Here is a 16,058-nt window from a genome sequence, read left to right as displayed (position 1 = left end):
TTATGATTGATTTTTTAGATAAAGATAACTTGACAATTGATGATATTAATTCACTAATTGAAAATGGTATAGAAGAATCTGTTCATCTTGATTTCAAAGCATCTGGTTCACTTTCCAAAAACGATAAAAAAAAATTAGAAATTGCAAAGGATGTATCAGCATTTGCTAATTCTGATGGAGGATATATAATATATGGTATAGAAGAGGAAAACCATAAGGCTTCAAAAATATCTCCAATTGATGGAAATGAATTTACTAAAGAATGGCTAGAACAAATTATTCAAACTAGAATTCAAAGAAAAATTGAGAGTGTTAAAATAATTCCTATAAGAATTAATGGTAACATCAAAGAATCAATTTATGTAATTAGAATCCCGGTGAGTATCTTATGTCCTCATATGACTTCTGATAAAAGATTTTACAAAAGATATAATTTTGAATCTGTTCAGATGGAAGAATATGAAATTAGAGATTTATATAATAGAACTTCCAATACAAAACTTGAATTTGATAATATAATCACCAAACTAGGATTTCAAATTGAAGATGAAGAAGACGTATTTAAAGAAATGACATTTCAAGTCAAAAATATCGGAAATGCAATTGAAACTAACTATAAATTAATAATATATTTAAATTTCAGAGATTATATATTTCATATAGATCCATTAAGCAAACAAAAAAACTTCAACCATAGTATAGTCGACACAGAAACTTCATCGGTATCATTTCATTCTCTAACTCCAATTTTTCCTGGAGAAGTTTTAACTATTGGTACTTTCAAAATAGGAGTATCTAAGCATAAACTTCAAGATATTTTAAGCTACGCAAAACTTAAAATACAGCTTCTTTATAGCAATGGAGAGGATATTCATGAATTTGATTTAAAAAATTTATTCTATAATAATTAACTGAATTAACCAAATGTCATTATTAAAAGATATTTCCGAATCACATGATTTTCTTAAAGGCATCGCAATTTCAGCTGCATCAGCCCCTCTTTGGTACATTTCATTTTATTTATTGAATTATTCTTTCTATGAATCAAGTGATATTGTAATAAAAATTATTCTTTGTATTACCCTTTCTGTATTATCTGGTTTAATAACATACTGGAATTTTTTTCACCTTACTCCTTTAGATAAAATACATAAATATGGAACTAGCGCATTAGTGTCTATGGCTTCATTATTCGTTTTCCTTTGGAAATCCCTCCTTCTATTTATCGTCTATTCTTTCGGTTTTTTATTCAATCATTGGTTATACTTATACTCATACATAGTAATATTCTTTGCCCCAATTATTATTTGGTTTTTAGTCTCACTTATATCGCCTTATATTAAGCCGAAAAAAACAAAAAAAGCAACGGATGACTGATTACACAATTATTAACTCCAATTTGCCTTCTGATGAGTTATACAAGGTTCATCCCAATGGAGATATTGAGGTTTCGATACCTACCTCAAATGATATGTTTACCGTTTTAATTGAAGGAAATACAGATTCTATGTTTGATGCTAAATTTGCTTTATTCCTTATAGACTTGGAAATAATAATTACCAAACTTGGTATTACATAAAAACTCTCCATTTACTGAAGAGTTTCTAATTGATTTAAAAAAATATAAGTTTGCGCAAGGTCTACCTTTGTTGGTAATTGTTTTATTTCAAGAAATTTGGTTGTTTAATTTTGATTACCATATTACCTTCAATACTTAAAGCCTTTGGAGTTCCAGGTACGGTTGAAAACCCGACCATACCATTTCCTGCATAATAAGCGTTCATTCTTTGAGGATTGTCAATAATTTTCCCAGCAAAAGATGGATCAGTATAAACAACTACATATTCCACTAAGGGTCCTAATTCCATATTAATTAAATATGAACGTGACAGGTTATATTCACTTGAAAATGTTGAAGAAATTAATTCTGAATCTAATGCTAATACATCTTTGTTTTTATCAAGTAAAATGATTTTAGGCATCAATAAGGTTGGCTTTTTAAATACTATATTTTGGCCTCCATATGCTCTTGATTTAACAACAAGTAAATAGTTTCCTGTTTGAGGATTTATCTTAAACGCTTTGAAATAACTTTTTCCTTCTTCAAAATTAAAAGTCTTGTCTTCTCCATTTATCTTAAAACTATATTTTTCTTTTATTGGAATATAATTGAAGTCTTTATAGGAAAAAAAATTTACTTCTTTTTCTTCAAGAGTTTTTCTGTGTTCAGAAACTACGGATTTCTGATAATTGCTATACGAACATGATGATATATTTAAAATCAAAAGACATAAATATATGATGTTTACTTTTCTCATTTAGTTTTTATAATCGCTTGTAAACATAAAAATATTTCTTTTATAATGAGATAAAAAAACATAAATAATCATCAAACAACTAGAGTATGCGAATGATATGAATTCTCAACTTGAGCACGATCATGAGCCATCACACAGGTGTAAGTTTGAGCTTCTACAGTAGCATCATCCCAGGCTTCAATTTTTGAGAAGTCTTTAGCAATCACGTTGCAGAAATTAAAAGCTTCACCAACGCAGTTATTTATTTCCATCGAGCTTTCATGAAACCCTTTTACAAATGAAGTATCAAAGGCTTTGCAAATGGCAGTATCAAAAAGAATGACCTTACTATGGCCAACAGCTTCAATACAAACGTCACCAATTCCTATGGCAAAACCTGAATTGATTTTAATGTTTCCGGATATATAAATACCATGAGCGTTTAACTGATCTGGAGTGAACCATTTAATTAAATCTTCAGTGGTCATAGTACCTGTATTAATGCACCATTCAATATTTTCGACAAGTAAAGACCAGCAATCCTCTTCATTGAAATTGGCGTGTAATTTTTTAATCTTCATCCAAAACTCCTTACATAAGGTATTTTCAGATAGATTGGCTTCAATAAGCCTTTTATAAACAGTTTCAAAATGCTTTCTCATAATTTCATTTTTGACATCATCATTTGAGTAAAATCTTTAGGCTTGTTTTCCTTTTCCTCTTTCGATTTAAACTTTGGTACTGAAGCTGATAATAACATAAGTTTTTGGAAGGATATCCCACTAAACACATATTCAAAAGAAAAATGATAATAGTTACAAATACTTCCTATTAATTGGTAGGGGTTAAAACGCTTGGGTTCGTCATCATCATCGGATTGTTCTGATCTACAATCTGGAAAGAGTTCAAAAAAAAATCTGTCTGTAATTTCAAGACACTTTCATAAAACAACATATACAGCTCTTTTCCAGTTACATTTTTCAATATAAATGGAATATACCAGGAAGGATATTCAGAGCTTTTACCATGAGCTAAAATTGCAAATACCTCAGCCATTTCATTCATGTATTTAACAGCTTCATCAAGTTTCAGTTCCTTGGATTCTCGAACCTCATCAGGAATTCTTAAAACAGGCTCAGCACATTTGGCTAACACTTCTAGACTTGGGGGTCTCACTATAAACTCCAGTTCCTTATGGTCCTTTAATTCTTCAGGAAGCATGGAACCATCAACTACTCCTATTCTATAGGTAGAAGGTTTCTCAATTAACGATTGAATTAGCTTTTGTTTATTGTCCATAAAGCTATTAAATAAAGTTTATTTTAATTTTGGTTACACCGTTATCAAGTAATCTGGTAAAGGTTCTTGTTTGCTTAATTACTGGCTTCTTTTTACCAATAACAACTTCAATAGCATCAAATCGAGCATTTAAGATCTCTTTACAAGTATCTCCCTTCAGATTCAAAGAAACTGACTTCTCCTCTACTTTAATTTCATCTCCTTCTTTAGAATCATATTCTACAGTCGGCACTTCTTTTCTGGTTAATTTAACTTTGAAATTCGTTGTATTCATAATTGTAAGTATTAGACAAAAAAGCCCTCTTTAATAAAGAAGGCTTTTATTAATTAATATGTTATTAAGCTGCGTCTTCCACACCAAATCTTAATGGTGGTCCTTCAACCTGAGCTGCTGAAACTGGAGTGTTAGCTGTTAAAGTAACATCCACAGCTGGTAATCCGTTTTTAGTCACGGTACCTTGCAAACGTGCAGTTACTTTAGCATAAGCCATTTCTAAAACACCTACTTTTCCGTTGATTGGTTGTCCTTTCATTCGGAATGATAAATAGATATTAGGAATAGTTTTTGGAGCTTCCCACAGTCCATCTGTACCGTTTACTTCACCTCCTGCTAATTCTACCATTTGAGTCGGTGTAACACCATACAGTCTGGCTGTTACTGATGAAGGTGTAGCCTCACCGTTAATAGTGATATAGGCATCACTGTTTTCTGTTGGGATGGTCTGCTCGTTTGCCTGAGAGCCTTCTATATTAACACTCCCAACCTCAACATCAGGATAGTTAGTTAAAGAGACACCCATAACACCATCACCTGGTGCTCCTAACTCGAAGCTTGAAACACCTAAAATGTTATTTGTATTTGCCATTTTCGTTTAATTATAAAGTTTGAAATGTTAATCTTAAATTATAGTAATACATGCTATCCTTGTCATCATCTTTAAAGTTGCCTTTATCATCATCTATTTGAAAGAATACACCATCTGAAACAGCGTCTTCAACCAATGGCATAATGATATTGATGAGTTCTTTAATCCTAGCCAGATCTGCTCTTCCTGACTCTACCTCTTTTGTAAATAGATTTAGATTTGCAAATCCAGTTTGTAAATATGCTTTAGGGTTTGTAAGTGTATTTAAACCGATATCCTCTAACTGACTTGTATCAGGAGGAGTTCCTATATAAACCTTACCTGTAATAACATTGGTTACTGCCGGAACATTAACCAATTTGAATAAGGCTGATAATATGTCTAATGTCGATTTCATTAAAATACACTTCTTAAAATAGAACCTAAATCATCTTTGTCTGGTGCTGAACCAGTTATTACATCATAACCTTTTGCTTCAACAGCTGCGGCATAATCCATACCGGCTACACCAACTAAAACATAACCTTCAGGATATTTTAATGCTACTTCATTTGCAAATTCCTGAGCTTTAGACTTACCATTTTGTTTTCCTGAGAAGTTTTTAAATATCACTTTACCATCAAGTAAAATGATATAACCAATAGAACTTCTTAAGTTTCCGGTACGGTCCGTATAATTTCCGGTTAATCGCGCCTGGTTAACAAACTGCTCTCCTAAATACTGTAGGGTTTGCAAAGTCTTTTCATCAACTTGTTTTTTAAATTGATCAAAGATGTTTTGCAATTGCTTTCCTTTAAATAAAGGGGTTAATCCGTTTACTCCAGCCATATTTCACAATGTGTTTGATATGGGTATAACTGAGTTATTTTAAACGTTTTCCCTTCATATATAAAAGGCTTTCCATCTACTTCAAAAGGTGCTATATCTTCGTTTTTACAATAGAACTTTGCTGAGTAATCCAAAGCTTTATTTTGTCCTGCCGGCTCATACCTTCCTTTAATAGAGATATCGGATGGAGTTACTGTTGTAATTCCATCAACAGGATTGTTTTCTACTGTCACTCGAATAATAGCAGTATGTGGATATCTACGCAACATCACTAGCGTCTGTTACACCTACATTAATAGGCTTAGGTTGTAATTCTTCAGCTTTAGGATCATCATACTTCAGATAGATACTTAAAGCGCGTTTTTTTAACGCTTCAGAATCATATTTCATAGATAGCTGCCCTTCTTTAAATTCAGGAAGTAAAGCCATATCTGAGTACATGTCAGCTGAAACTAATTCAACATTTTTCAAAGAACTTGAATCATAAGTAGCCGCTCCATCAACAGAGCGGCTATCTAATGCATATTGGATTGTGCTCACTGATAAATCAGAGAACACAGGATTAGCTTGTATTGCTTCAATTATGGTCATTATACAGCTGGAACTAATTCAGCCTCGAATAATGCGATACCTTCCTCAGAAAGGGCATCAATTTTCTTAGCTAATGTTGCGTCTTGCTGGTTGATAGTTGCAGCAGCTATTTGAGTGTCTACGGCACGAGCAGCATTAATACCATCTACAACAGATTGCTTGGTATAGCTGGTTCCTTTGTAATCATAATTAGCATCACCTTCCGTCTGAGTATCTTCAGCAGCAGTCGCTTCATTAGTATCCATGATGTAAATAGACTCTACATTGTCTAACACTGGAATAGCTAAAGCCTGAACGCTTGTATTCTCTTTCAATGGATCATTCGTTCTATACAGAGATACTAAAATGAAGTCATCGACAGTGCTGTACTCTACATCTTTAACAGGATGGTTAACTTCGGCTAACTCACCATAAGTTAAGGTACCTAAATCTGTAGTTGTTGTGAAGGTTACATTACCAGTTGTCCAAGGCTCTACAGCTGTTTTAGCCCCCCCTTTTTCAATCTGAACTACTTTGTCAATAACTATAAGGGTTAAACCATATTCATCCATTAAGTAGTTCATGATATCTTCTTTCTTAAGTCTAAAGATATAACTAGCATCTACTTTAAGGAATCCGGCAAAAGCACTCTTCACTTGAGCATTCATTTTAAATGCATTGAATGTGATTGCATCCATCCAAATATATTTAAGTGAATGACCTTTAGACCTGGCTTTGCTTGTGACGTTATCAATATCGGTGATTGGAGTAGCATTAGCATCATCCCATTTGGTAGTAACACCAAATTGATTTCCTGATGGAATACCGAAATCAATACGAATACCAACACCAGTGTTGTTTTCATCATTGATTAATGTAACTCCAGATGATAACGCTTGTAAAAACATGATGTCTAATCGCTCATAAACACCTTTCACACCATCAGCAGCATCAGAAAATAATTTCTTTACTAACTGCATTTCTTTGTTACCTCTTGCTTTAAGGTTCTCAAGAGCTTGTAAAGCACTTTCTGTTAAAGATTTCTTCATACCTAATTTTGGTACTTCACCTTCAGCAGAACTATGAGAACCACGTTTTTTAAGTGGTAATTCAGAATCTAAAGCAACAACATCAGCAGCAACAACACTTGTATTGCTTGATAATGATTGCCATTTCATGTCGGTTGAAAATTCTTTTTTCAAGTACTTCTTGTGCTCGTACTGAATTTCACCTTCTTTATCGTTTACCTTTTCGGTAATTCCTTTCGTAAGTTTATTAAAATACTTTACGATGTAATCTTTAAAAATACTAGATACCATGGCTCTATTCGTTTATAAATCTGATTAAACTTAAGGCTGTTTTAGCTGCTGCTGGTACTGAGTACTTGCAGTATGCTTCGTTAACTGTCCCTCTAACCATGATTGCAGCTTGTGCATTAGCTGTTTTAATAGATGAAACTAAAATGCCAGCATAAGAATGATTGGCAGGAATAGTTCCAGTCGTAGGCAGGGGCTTGTAATCCATCGGAGAATTATCATCTCTAATGATAACATGACCAGCAGATATCTCGGTATCTCCAAAGCCTGTTACATCAAGAGTGCGTCCTCCAGGAATTCCTTCAATGTGCTTTACGATTACTACACTATCATTGGTAGTATCTACACTTTGCTTTGATGTTAAATTCGCTGTTGCGCTCATTTTTGGATTTGTTTTAGATTAAGTCATTTACTAAAGAACCTACCTCTTCATCAGAAGCTTCATTTTTTCCTTTTCCTCCGGTTGGCAAACCTTTACCTGAACTATCACCCACAATTGAAGTGTGCATTTCCTGGTATTCGTTTTCCAGTTCTTTAACCTGGTCTTCAAAAGATGTTTCACTCTCAAGGTCAATTCTTCTCATCCACTTCTCTTTTAAAGCGTCTGTTAGAACTGTTGATTTTGCTATGATTGCTTTAGCCTGATCTAACTTTGTTGTTTGAGTTTTAGATTTCTCCATCTCCTCAATTTTAGATTCAAGCTTTTTTAAATAAGATAACACAGCATTATCTCCTGTTGGTTGTTTACCATCTTCATCCTCCTCTTCAGTTTCTCCGTTTGCTTTCTTAAGCCACTTCTCCTGGAATGTCTTGATACCGGCTGTAACTTTCTTGTCATGTTCGCTTTGAAGCGGTTTAGCAAGTTTAATCACATTATCAAATCCAGTTTTAGCAACGAAATCAGCAAATTGCTGAGAGCCTAAAATTTGGTTAAAATCGGGATCGGTTGGATTGTTCTGAGTTGACTGCAATGAAATTACAATCCCCTCGATTTGAGATTCCGATGTGATGTTGATTGATTCTGCAAGCTCCTCGTTTAGCCCTGCCTCTTTGAGTGCTTTTTTGAGTTTCTCCTTTAGCATAGTACTTAATTGTTAATTATTAAATTAGATAGTTAAAAGTATATGCTCAGCTTATAGTTATAAAGCGAATTACCTTTGGTATGCAGTAGTTTCCAACGATATTATGTCTTCTCTTACAGTACGCTCTGAAGCAAATACGATTTCAGATAAATCCAAATGCAGTTCTTTGAGCATTTTATTGTTCTGATATTTCTGGATATACCAATTGGTAAAAAGCTTTCTTTTCTCTAGTAATCGTTTGCTTCTTTTCATCTTCTCAAGTATTTCGTTAAGTCCGTTATCTTTTAGGTACATATTAAAATCCTTATGACATTCAATAATGAACTCAAACTGAATAAACAATTCTTCCGGAGAAATGTCTAAACCATAGGCTTTGATGTAGTCTTCTGAAGATTTAAGTATGTCCATTTTTAGTATATTTGTTATTATGGCAACAATTTTTGATTACAATCCAACTCCACAAGAATTGAAAAACTTGTTTGGAGATTTAACTCTTTCAAAAGACACTTACTTAAGTGAATTTGATACTCATGCCTATGCCTGGGATTTATGCCTGTTATTTCATCTTAGAAATGACTCAAACAACCTTAACAAGGTTCTTGAAACACTAGATCCTTTGACAAAGCAAGATTTCTACAGAACAGTTGAACACACCTAAAACTCCATTTTATAGGACCTACCCATTTTCAACACCAGTAATTCAGCATCCTTAATCCCTTTTCCCTTGAAGTAATTCACCATTTCTTCATGAATCTTTTCATAATGTGTCTCCTGGATAAGGTTTCTGAAGTGGCTTAATGCATCACTTTCCTTGATTTTATAGTGTTTTAATGTGTTCCTGAAATTGTCTATGTATGTCGAATAACCATAACCTCTCTCAATTACGGCGGTTTGATTTACAGCCTTTCCTCCTAAGCTTTCAATGAAATCATTGTATGTGTGTCTAGCGCAAAACTGATTGATGATTTCCATTGATATTGTTCGGTTTGGAGTTGATGCATTAATACCGGACCATCCCTTTGCTCCTGAGTGTCTCATTTCGTGCCACATGCTTTCCAGTGCATATTCCTGATCGAATGTTAATGCCTGCCCATTTTTAATAGCTTCAAAGCTTTCCCTTATGCTTTCCAATGGAGAATAGATATGATCCTGTCCAATACGATATTTAGATTTGGTTATGCCTATTGAATTACCCCTTGACACCATATAGCCATTATGGTCATAGGATCTGCTATTGTGCATCATGCCTTGTAAATTCTTGCGAATGGTTACACCTCTCAATCCTCCATAGAATAGCTTAGGATTATCCTCTGAAAACTGATGAATCACTTTCTTAATATCATTATCTGTGAACTCATTCGTATCTTTTATCAATTGCGCGGCTTTACCTTGCACCGGTTTGTAAGGATCTATTGGCGCTTCAGTTTTAAATGATTGAGTAGGTTTAGGATTTACGGTACCAATAGAATTTTTAAGAGCAAATCCATCTTTAGTATTCTTAAAGTTATCCCTTATAAAATATGGCGTATTACTCAGTCCCTTAATACGTTCCGAATTTTTATTTAAATAATTAGAAGCGCTTTCTGGAATGCTTTTAATGTATTTACTTTTAGGTACTTTGCCTGTTTTCAGTTGCTCAATAAAATCCTTTTTTGAAAGTAATACTGAAGTGGTAAAGCATAAACAATTAGGATGCCACCCAACGAAAACAAACTCCTTTGGATATTCTCCCTTCAATTCGTCACAGATGTCATAAACTGTATGTGCTTGTGATAAGTTCACTTTGATACCAACAACAAAATCAAGCTGCTTTCTGCGTTCCATATCAGCTGTACGGTAAGCAATATTGATTTCATTCCGGGCTAATCTTAAAGCATTCTTGTATGATGAACGATATACACCTGTTCCGGGCTTATAATCTTTAGCAGGATCACTTGAAATAAGTTTGCCGGTTATTGGACTGCGTTTTCTTCTGAATCGTTTATCAGGCGCTTTTAAATACTTTTGGATATCTCCGGCCAACTTAGCAGCAGATCTTCCTTCAGTCAATCCATCAGCAATGAAATACTCCAATTGTGATTGTGTTTGATTGGTTAGGTTCCATACACGCTTAGATAAATCCAATCCATTGGAAGAGCGTTTTAAAAAAGCTTGCAGCGCTTCGGTATTTCTTTGGTAGTACAATGCCGGATTAGGAAGCTTAACACCTTTCACATAATTATCTACAAAAGCATCATTATGATTATCGGCCATGCTCCAGGCGTCAGTGGTTCCTTTGGATATATGATCGAAAAGAATGCTTTGATATTTCGTTAAAACAGCCTCAACCTCCTTTTTTACATGAAGGTTTCTATGCCAAATCTTTGAGTTACTATTGAGTTTGTATTTCTTTAGAACTACTGCCAAATCTTTTGACATAGCAGCATACACGCGACTTAATGAAGCGTCCTGAGCAGATAAGAGTTTAAGTAGTTCGGCGTGGGCTGGCATGTTATTGTCTTGAATTATATATTTCGTTAGCTTTTATTATGGATTCGGTTCTGGCTTGGTTTCTTCTCCAAATCCCTCTTTCATGTTTTATTAATTTTTCAAAATGAGAAATACTATATCCAAACCACGTTTGAAAATCCAATTGATAAAGAGTAATATTTATACCAACACTATCAAAGAAGTCTACATAAACACCAAATTGCATTGATAACTTAGTAAGAGAATCTATTTCAATAAAAGCCAACTCCACTCCAAAGAAGTACTCTTCATTATACCACTTCTCAAAATCCTTCTTGCATTTTCCTGTTAGATCCATATTTAATCTTCACTTGGTTCAATTCCCATTTTAATAAGGATGTTTTCTTTAGCAGTTAATTCAAAATCATAAACTTCTGATGTTAACCCTTTATCTGAAACTTCTATAATGATTCCGGTCTTTCGAATTATAATACCAGTCACTAAATGCTTTCTTTGTTCTTCATCAGTTTTGAAATAAACTGTCTGTCCTATTGAAAAAGGGATAAATATTTCTTCCATATCGTTAAGTCCAAGCTGGAGCAGCTCTATGTTTGTTTTTCTTGATTGACTTTTTATTGTTTTGATTCCAGATATTATAAACCTGAGATGGTGTACATCCACAAACAACCGCTGTCGATTTAGCTGTTAAATAACCATGGCAACACAATACTTTCTGAGTTAGATTCATTGATTTCATACCTTAAAGCGTTTAGTTGAAGCATAATGTGCATTACTCACTTTAAACTTTTTTACTTGCTTAACAGGCTTGATGCCGCACTCCTGGTTAATATCCTTCACAACTTCCTTCAAGCTCTGCTTTCCGAATAGAACCCATTTAAGTTTTATGAAGAATATTTTGATTGATTTAATCATAATAGACTATTTTTTTCTGCCTGTTCCATTATCTCATTTAACTCTGCTATTAATGTCTCATTAAAATTCTTTATCTCTAAATGGTCACAAAACAAGTATAGAATTGGCCAAATGAACAACCATAACAAAACCACTAAACATATAGCTGAAAGCTTTAATCTTGAAACAATATGTCTAAATAACTTATTCATTACACTACTGTTTCACCAAGAGATCCAATAGCTTCAGTAGCGGCTTCCTCTTTGATATTATCCATTTCCTCTTCAACATTATCAACCAATGGATTGTGAGACACAGCTGATTTCTGACTCATAATGGCTTTACCTCCAGAAGCTTCAGAAAGCATTTCAATAATCTCTTTGAAGTTCTCTGGAAGAACACTTGTAAATAGGATATCCATTCTAAGTTCTTCAATCTGTTTAGCACTAGCTTTTTTAGTGATGTTTAGTATCCCTGATTTGATGATATTTAGAATACGGCTAATGGCAATCTTGTATTCACCCTCCCCTTCTTTAGCCTTAAGTATTGGTCCAAGAAACATAAGTTTAAGGGCTATACCTGAGACATTTCCAATCCCTTTCACATTATCAAAAGTTAAATCTGGAGTGTCGGTTAAACCATAAATCAATCCTTTGTTGGTTTCAAACTCCAACTTTAATGCTTCAGGAGCGCGGTCCCATGAAATAACATCTAAATCAGCCTCAATAATATTCCCTTTGTCTGTTTCAACAATATCTAGTTTCACCAGTTTACCAGTTTCATCCTTCTTAGGAATTGATTTCACAGCGCCTTTAGCCTTGTACATTGGAGAAGCGAAATAATCATTCGTATCAGCGAACTTAGAGAAGGACATTTCAAAGCGATCTATAAGCTCTTGAACTTCCCACCACTCAGGATTTTCTTGAGACATGTAAACAGCCGGTATCTTTTTAAATAGGTTTGCCTTAGGATAGCCTTCTAAATCAGTAAAAGTGCTTCCATCACCTTTTACAGCATACATGGTTTCAGCTGTCCAGCAATACCAATAGGTAACATCCTTTCCATTTTCTTTCACCACATATTCCCAGTTAAAAGCAACCATATCACCAAAGACATCAAACACCGGAGACACTTTGCCGTTATCACTGGTAATTAATCTGGATTTGATTTTAATGGATTTAGTAGCTTCGTCTTGAACTGAGAAGAATACAATAGACGCTTCAGTTTCCGATTTTACAGCTTTACAGAATTTAAGCAATGTGGAATCCATACGCATATCATCCCAATTATTCATCACTTCAAAAAACGCCTCACCATCCTTGTCTTCATTCTCAGAATCTTTTTTCTCAATAATCTTTACCGGAGACCCTAACAGAAACGTACTGGCCGCCTTAACGATTTGCCTTTGAAATGGAATTGGAATTTTCGAGACTTTAACCGTACCATCCTTAGTGGTTTTATCAGATCGTTTTCCCACCTGAGTATCGCGTATATCGCGTATGTTTTTGAATTCAGAAGTATTACTCTCAATACCTTCTTTATAGCTTAAAAGCTCTTTGGCAGCTTTATAATCTTTGCTTTTAATTAATTCTAAAAAATCCATTTCCTGTTATTTAAAAAAGACCTAAGTCGTTAGCGTTTACTTCAGATTCGTGTTTGTATTCTTTGGGTTTTACGTCAAATATTCGTTTCATCATTTTAGCATCTAGTAAATCGGGAGAATCACCATTCAAGTACTTCTCTTTCATTTCTGCTTTAGGGATTAAAGCCTGAGGCTCCTCATCCTTTTTCTTCTGTTTCTTAATAGCTTTACGTTCAAAAATCAAACGCTGCCTAACAGTCATTTTATCATCATACATCATGTTAGCAACGTGTTCAGAGATGTATTGTTCAATTTTTTCCCCATCAATGCAATAACACTGTGCTTTCAGGTTTTTAAATGTTCGTCCATCTTTCATTTCAAAAGCTTTACCGCCATTATTGAACGCTATAGAACCAGGAATAAAAGCGTTATCTCCACCTCCAATAAACGCTCCAACACCATTGGCATCATAAACCACTTTAGAATTAGGAACACCGTGTTTATTCTGCATCCTTGCAACAGCATCAATGACGTCTTTTCCTGTTGATTTATCGATGATTTCCAGATCCTCCCAACGTTCTCCCTCGAAATATGCTATAACAAGCTTATTGCTTCCCTGCATAGCTACATCGACCGTAATGCACTTGTCTCCAGTTTCAACCCAAACGTTTGTAAAGAAATCTTTGAATGCTTGATAATCGTAAACATCGGATGGGTTTAAAGCTACCTTCCAGTTTCCTGATAAAAGCTGTAGTCTTGTCTGTTCATCCTGTGAAGCTAAGTTTGCTAAGTATTCAGGATTGACGCTTAAAAGCTTCTTGTTATCATAAAGCGAACCACCAATGAATGTTACTGATTTCACAAAGTTCTCAGCTGCTATTCCCGAAGCATCTACCAATGGCTGAATAAAATACCATGCTTTTTTAATGCATTCCTTCACCGAACTTGCCCAAATGAAAGTATCTCCATCTTTAACGAAGTATCTCAACACACCTTGTCTTTCCGGAATTGGAAAACCATCATCCCCAATCCACCAGCTAATAAAATCAGCAACCCAACTATCAGGATCAGGATTACATGTGGCCCTAACATATGGCTTAACACCGCAACTTGAACGATTTCTAGATAGTAAATAAAAGAACGTTTTCTGACTGAAATGAGTGAGCTCATCAAACCCTATAAATGGAATCTGAGAACCCTGCCAACTGGTGACATTCTTCTCATGCTCCAAGTGACTAAACTTAAGCTTAGCACCGCTTGGAAACTTCCATTGTAATTCAGTCTGATTAGGAACTCCATTGAGGTATGGATAAAGCTTTTTACTTTCATCCCATAATCCTCCTTCACTTTTTATTTGAGTTGTAAGGCGTCTAAAAATAACACCTCCAAATTCTCCATTTCCAAAATCCCTTACCGGATCTAATAGTAAGCAGAATGTTTTACCCACACCTGCTGCGCCTCCTCCAATGACAATATCAGCAGGAGATGAAAGCGCCATCATCTGATAGCCTTCCTGCGGTGTTATTTCTGTTATTTCGCTCATTCATTACGCCCATTGTCTGGTAATTTGAACATTACAACATTGTCTGTTTTCTTTTGGTTGTTGTCTTTTTCGTAACCTCCTAAATGCTTCATAAGCTCAATGATATTTGACCTTCTGCTTGATAACTTAACTTTCCTTGAAACACCAATTACAGCATCTTCAATCTTAATTTCATCACTCTCAAAACCTTCAATAACCAACCTGGCTTCCTTTGGAATATCTTTCATGGCCTTCAGTGATCCATCCTCGTTGTATAAATCGGCAACATCAAAACGCGCCATAGCAGTCAGCATTTGTACGCATTCATCAATGGTAATTTTGTTTCTTTCCTTGATTTCTTCCTTAAGTTCCTCTATTCTAGCGGAAATGTCAGCTTTTGTCAACAAACGTTGTCCTTGAGATCTTGCTGTTCTTTCGGAGTATCCAGAACGTATGGCTGCTTGAGTAGCATTATAATCCACAACATATTCCTGGCAAAACATTTCGCGTTTAGGGCTTAGTGGTGATGATGTAGATTCAGTGCTTTGCATAAATTTAGCTTAAAAAAAGCCTGTCTTTCCAGGCTGTCAGAACTACTGTTCAGTTCGGTCAGGTAATTATCTTGAAAACTAAATCCGTGTGATTAACCTTTTGCTTCCGGTGCTGTCCGTATTTCTATTAATCTATCCAGCGTGTCAAACGTCTTTCCGTTTTGTCTAAATCACATTAAGGCCTTTTTGTCTAGTTTCTCAAATTACCAGTCTTCATCTCTAGGGTGCATTGTAGCGAGGGCAGGACTCGAACCTGCGACCTGTGGATTATGAGTCCACTGAGCTAACCAACTACTCTACCTCACGATTTTCACTCGACTAATTTACAAACAAAAGTAATGCAATATATTACTTTTTTAACAATTTTTTTAAATCGCGGTTTAAATTTTTGTAAGTTTTTGCTGTGTATCTAAGTACAATCCAGCCTTCTATAGCTGCGAGGTTATATTTTTCGGTATCTCTGGAGAATCCTGACTTGGTGGTGTGCCTGCTTTTACCCGAGAATAAACCCTCATATTCAATTGCAATCTTAAGATCCGGGATAGCCCAATCAAAACGAAATTTTCTTTCTTCACTGAATTTAAGTTCTTCAACAACTTCAGAAATAAAATTATCGCGTTTTAAAAGCCATAAAATAGTTTTTATTGATTCTTTTTCGACTGAAATCTTACCATTTTCGACTTTTTTTGTATCAAAAACGTTCGCTTTTGCACTGTTTTCAATCAGATTGTGCTTTAATTTAAGCTTATCTAAGTCTTTTTTGGTCCATTTTTTCATGATAAAAA

Annotated in this window: 25 protein-coding genes and 1 tRNA gene; 3 read left to right on the top strand and 23 right to left on the bottom strand. The window is 34.7% G+C overall.

Annotated elements, in window-relative coordinates:
- Positions 1–2: 2 nt before the first annotated feature.
- Together ICJ85_RS01320 and ICJ85_RS01315 are read left to right on the top strand one after the other, a co-directional pair.
- Positions 3–911: an AlbA family DNA-binding domain-containing protein gene (locus tag ICJ85_RS01320; protein ID WP_188221963.1), complete on the top strand. Its 909-nt coding sequence runs from the start codon at positions 3–5 to the stop codon at positions 909–911.
- Positions 912–1,369: 458 nt separating this feature from the next.
- Positions 1,370–1,579 (top strand): hypothetical protein, encoded by a 210-nt coding sequence (locus ICJ85_RS01315; RefSeq protein WP_188221962.1) that lies wholly within the window; start codon positions 1,370–1,372, stop codon positions 1,577–1,579.
- Between the two features lie 82 nt (positions 1,580–1,661).
- Here the strand turns inward: ICJ85_RS01315 and ICJ85_RS01310 are convergent, their stop codons facing one another.
- The 13 genes from ICJ85_RS01310 to ICJ85_RS01250 form a co-directional block, all read right to left on the bottom strand.
- The gene (locus ICJ85_RS01310) at positions 1,662–2,318 is read right to left on the bottom strand and encodes a MalM family protein (protein ID WP_188221961.1); all 657 of its coding nucleotides are present in this window, start codon (positions 2,316–2,318) and stop codon (positions 1,662–1,664) included.
- A gap of 71 nt (positions 2,319–2,389) precedes the next feature.
- Positions 2,390–2,959: a hypothetical protein gene (locus ICJ85_RS01305; RefSeq protein ID WP_188221960.1), complete on the bottom strand. Its 570-nt coding sequence runs from the start codon at positions 2,957–2,959 to the stop codon at positions 2,390–2,392.
- Between the two features lie 169 nt (positions 2,960–3,128).
- A complete protein-coding gene (locus ICJ85_RS01300) occupies positions 3,129–3,596 on the bottom strand; it encodes a hypothetical protein (RefSeq protein ID WP_188221959.1) in 468 nt (155 codons plus the stop codon).
- Between the two features lie 7 nt (positions 3,597–3,603).
- Entirely contained in the window at positions 3,604–3,870 is a 267-nt protein-coding gene (locus tag ICJ85_RS01295) for a hypothetical protein (RefSeq protein ID WP_188221958.1), read from the bottom strand.
- Positions 3,871–3,934: 64 nt separating this feature from the next.
- Entirely contained in the window at positions 3,935–4,462 is a 528-nt protein-coding gene (locus ICJ85_RS01290) for a hypothetical protein (protein ID WP_188221957.1), read from the bottom strand.
- Positions 4,463–4,472: 10 nt separating this feature from the next.
- On the bottom strand, positions 4,473–4,859 hold the full coding sequence (locus ICJ85_RS01285; protein ID WP_188221956.1) for a hypothetical protein: 387 nt from the start codon (positions 4,857–4,859) through the stop codon (positions 4,473–4,475).
- Positions 4,859–5,290, bottom strand: coding sequence for a hypothetical protein (locus ICJ85_RS01280; RefSeq protein ID WP_188221955.1), 432 nt, complete (start codon positions 5,288–5,290; stop codon positions 4,859–4,861). The genes ICJ85_RS01285 and ICJ85_RS01280 overlap by 1 nt, the downstream gene beginning before the upstream one ends.
- On the bottom strand, positions 5,278–5,559 hold the full coding sequence (locus tag ICJ85_RS01275) for a hypothetical protein (protein ID WP_188221954.1): 282 nt from the start codon (positions 5,557–5,559) through the stop codon (positions 5,278–5,280). Before ICJ85_RS01275 ends, ICJ85_RS01280 begins: the two co-directional genes overlap by 13 nt.
- Positions 5,549–5,881 (bottom strand): DUF6706 family protein, encoded by a 333-nt coding sequence (locus ICJ85_RS01270; RefSeq protein ID WP_317173030.1) that lies wholly within the window; start codon positions 5,879–5,881, stop codon positions 5,549–5,551. The genes ICJ85_RS01275 and ICJ85_RS01270 overlap by 11 nt, the downstream gene beginning before the upstream one ends.
- Complete coding sequence (locus ICJ85_RS01265) at positions 5,881–7,179, bottom strand: major capsid protein (RefSeq protein WP_188221952.1); 1,299 nt, start codon at positions 7,177–7,179, stop codon at positions 5,881–5,883. The genes ICJ85_RS01270 and ICJ85_RS01265 overlap by 1 nt, the downstream gene beginning before the upstream one ends.
- A 4-nt stretch (positions 7,180–7,183) precedes the next feature.
- Positions 7,184–7,558, bottom strand: coding sequence for a hypothetical protein (locus tag ICJ85_RS01260; protein WP_188221951.1), 375 nt, complete (start codon positions 7,556–7,558; stop codon positions 7,184–7,186).
- A gap of 13 nt (positions 7,559–7,571) precedes the next feature.
- On the bottom strand, positions 7,572–8,258 hold the full coding sequence (locus ICJ85_RS01255; protein WP_188221950.1) for a hypothetical protein: 687 nt from the start codon (positions 8,256–8,258) through the stop codon (positions 7,572–7,574).
- Positions 8,259–8,327: 69 nt separating this feature from the next.
- The gene (locus ICJ85_RS01250) at positions 8,328–8,666 is read right to left on the bottom strand and encodes a hypothetical protein (protein WP_188221949.1); all 339 of its coding nucleotides are present in this window, start codon (positions 8,664–8,666) and stop codon (positions 8,328–8,330) included.
- Between ICJ85_RS01250 and ICJ85_RS01245 the strand changes: the two genes are divergently transcribed.
- Entirely contained in the window at positions 8,659–8,916 is a 258-nt protein-coding gene (locus tag ICJ85_RS01245) for a hypothetical protein (protein ID WP_188221948.1), read from the top strand. The two genes, ICJ85_RS01250 and ICJ85_RS01245, sit on opposite strands and share 8 nt — an antisense overlap.
- Here ICJ85_RS01245 and ICJ85_RS01240 read toward each other — a convergent pair.
- The 10 genes from ICJ85_RS01240 to ICJ85_RS01195 all read right to left on the bottom strand — a co-directional run bounded on the left by ICJ85_RS01240 (position 8,913) and on the right by ICJ85_RS01195 (position 16,050).
- Positions 8,913–10,748 (bottom strand): hypothetical protein, encoded by a 1,836-nt coding sequence (locus ICJ85_RS01240; RefSeq protein ID WP_188221947.1) that lies wholly within the window; start codon positions 10,746–10,748, stop codon positions 8,913–8,915. The two genes, ICJ85_RS01245 and ICJ85_RS01240, sit on opposite strands and share 4 nt — an antisense overlap.
- A gap of 1 nt (position 10,749) precedes the next feature.
- Positions 10,750–11,064, bottom strand: a complete 315-nt coding sequence (locus ICJ85_RS01235; protein WP_188221946.1) for a hypothetical protein — start codon at positions 11,062–11,064, stop codon at positions 10,750–10,752.
- A gap of 2 nt (positions 11,065–11,066) precedes the next feature.
- The gene (locus ICJ85_RS01230) at positions 11,067–11,285 is read right to left on the bottom strand and encodes a hypothetical protein (protein ID WP_188221945.1); all 219 of its coding nucleotides are present in this window, start codon (positions 11,283–11,285) and stop codon (positions 11,067–11,069) included.
- 4 nt (positions 11,286–11,289) lie between these two features.
- Complete coding sequence (locus tag ICJ85_RS01225) at positions 11,290–11,463, bottom strand: hypothetical protein (protein ID WP_188221944.1); 174 nt, start codon at positions 11,461–11,463, stop codon at positions 11,290–11,292.
- Complete coding sequence (locus ICJ85_RS01220; protein WP_188221943.1) at positions 11,460–11,639, bottom strand: hypothetical protein; 180 nt, start codon at positions 11,637–11,639, stop codon at positions 11,460–11,462. The genes ICJ85_RS01225 and ICJ85_RS01220 overlap by 4 nt, the downstream gene beginning before the upstream one ends.
- 190 nt (positions 11,640–11,829) lie before the next feature.
- On the bottom strand, positions 11,830–13,221 hold the full coding sequence (locus ICJ85_RS01215) for a phage portal protein (RefSeq protein ID WP_188221942.1): 1,392 nt from the start codon (positions 13,219–13,221) through the stop codon (positions 11,830–11,832).
- A gap of 10 nt (positions 13,222–13,231) precedes the next feature.
- The gene (locus ICJ85_RS01210) at positions 13,232–14,743 is read right to left on the bottom strand and encodes a terminase large subunit domain-containing protein (RefSeq protein WP_188221941.1); all 1,512 of its coding nucleotides are present in this window, start codon (positions 14,741–14,743) and stop codon (positions 13,232–13,234) included.
- Positions 14,740–15,273, bottom strand: coding sequence for a terminase small subunit (locus ICJ85_RS01205; RefSeq protein WP_188221940.1), 534 nt, complete (start codon positions 15,271–15,273; stop codon positions 14,740–14,742). The genes ICJ85_RS01210 and ICJ85_RS01205 overlap by 4 nt, the downstream gene beginning before the upstream one ends.
- 232 nt (positions 15,274–15,505) lie before the next feature.
- A tRNA-Met gene (locus tag ICJ85_RS01200) sits at positions 15,506–15,579 on the bottom strand.
- Between the two features lie 42 nt (positions 15,580–15,621).
- A complete protein-coding gene (locus ICJ85_RS01195; protein ID WP_194420788.1) occupies positions 15,622–16,050 on the bottom strand; it encodes a hypothetical protein in 429 nt (142 codons plus the stop codon).
- Positions 16,051–16,058 lie beyond the last annotated feature (8 nt).

The organism is Aestuariibaculum marinum (assembly GCF_014596975.1).
In the GTDB taxonomy this organism is placed as follows: Bacteria; Bacteroidota; Bacteroidia; order Flavobacteriales; family Flavobacteriaceae; genus Aestuariibaculum; species Aestuariibaculum marinum.
This window is presented reverse-complemented; position numbering and strand designations above follow the sequence as displayed.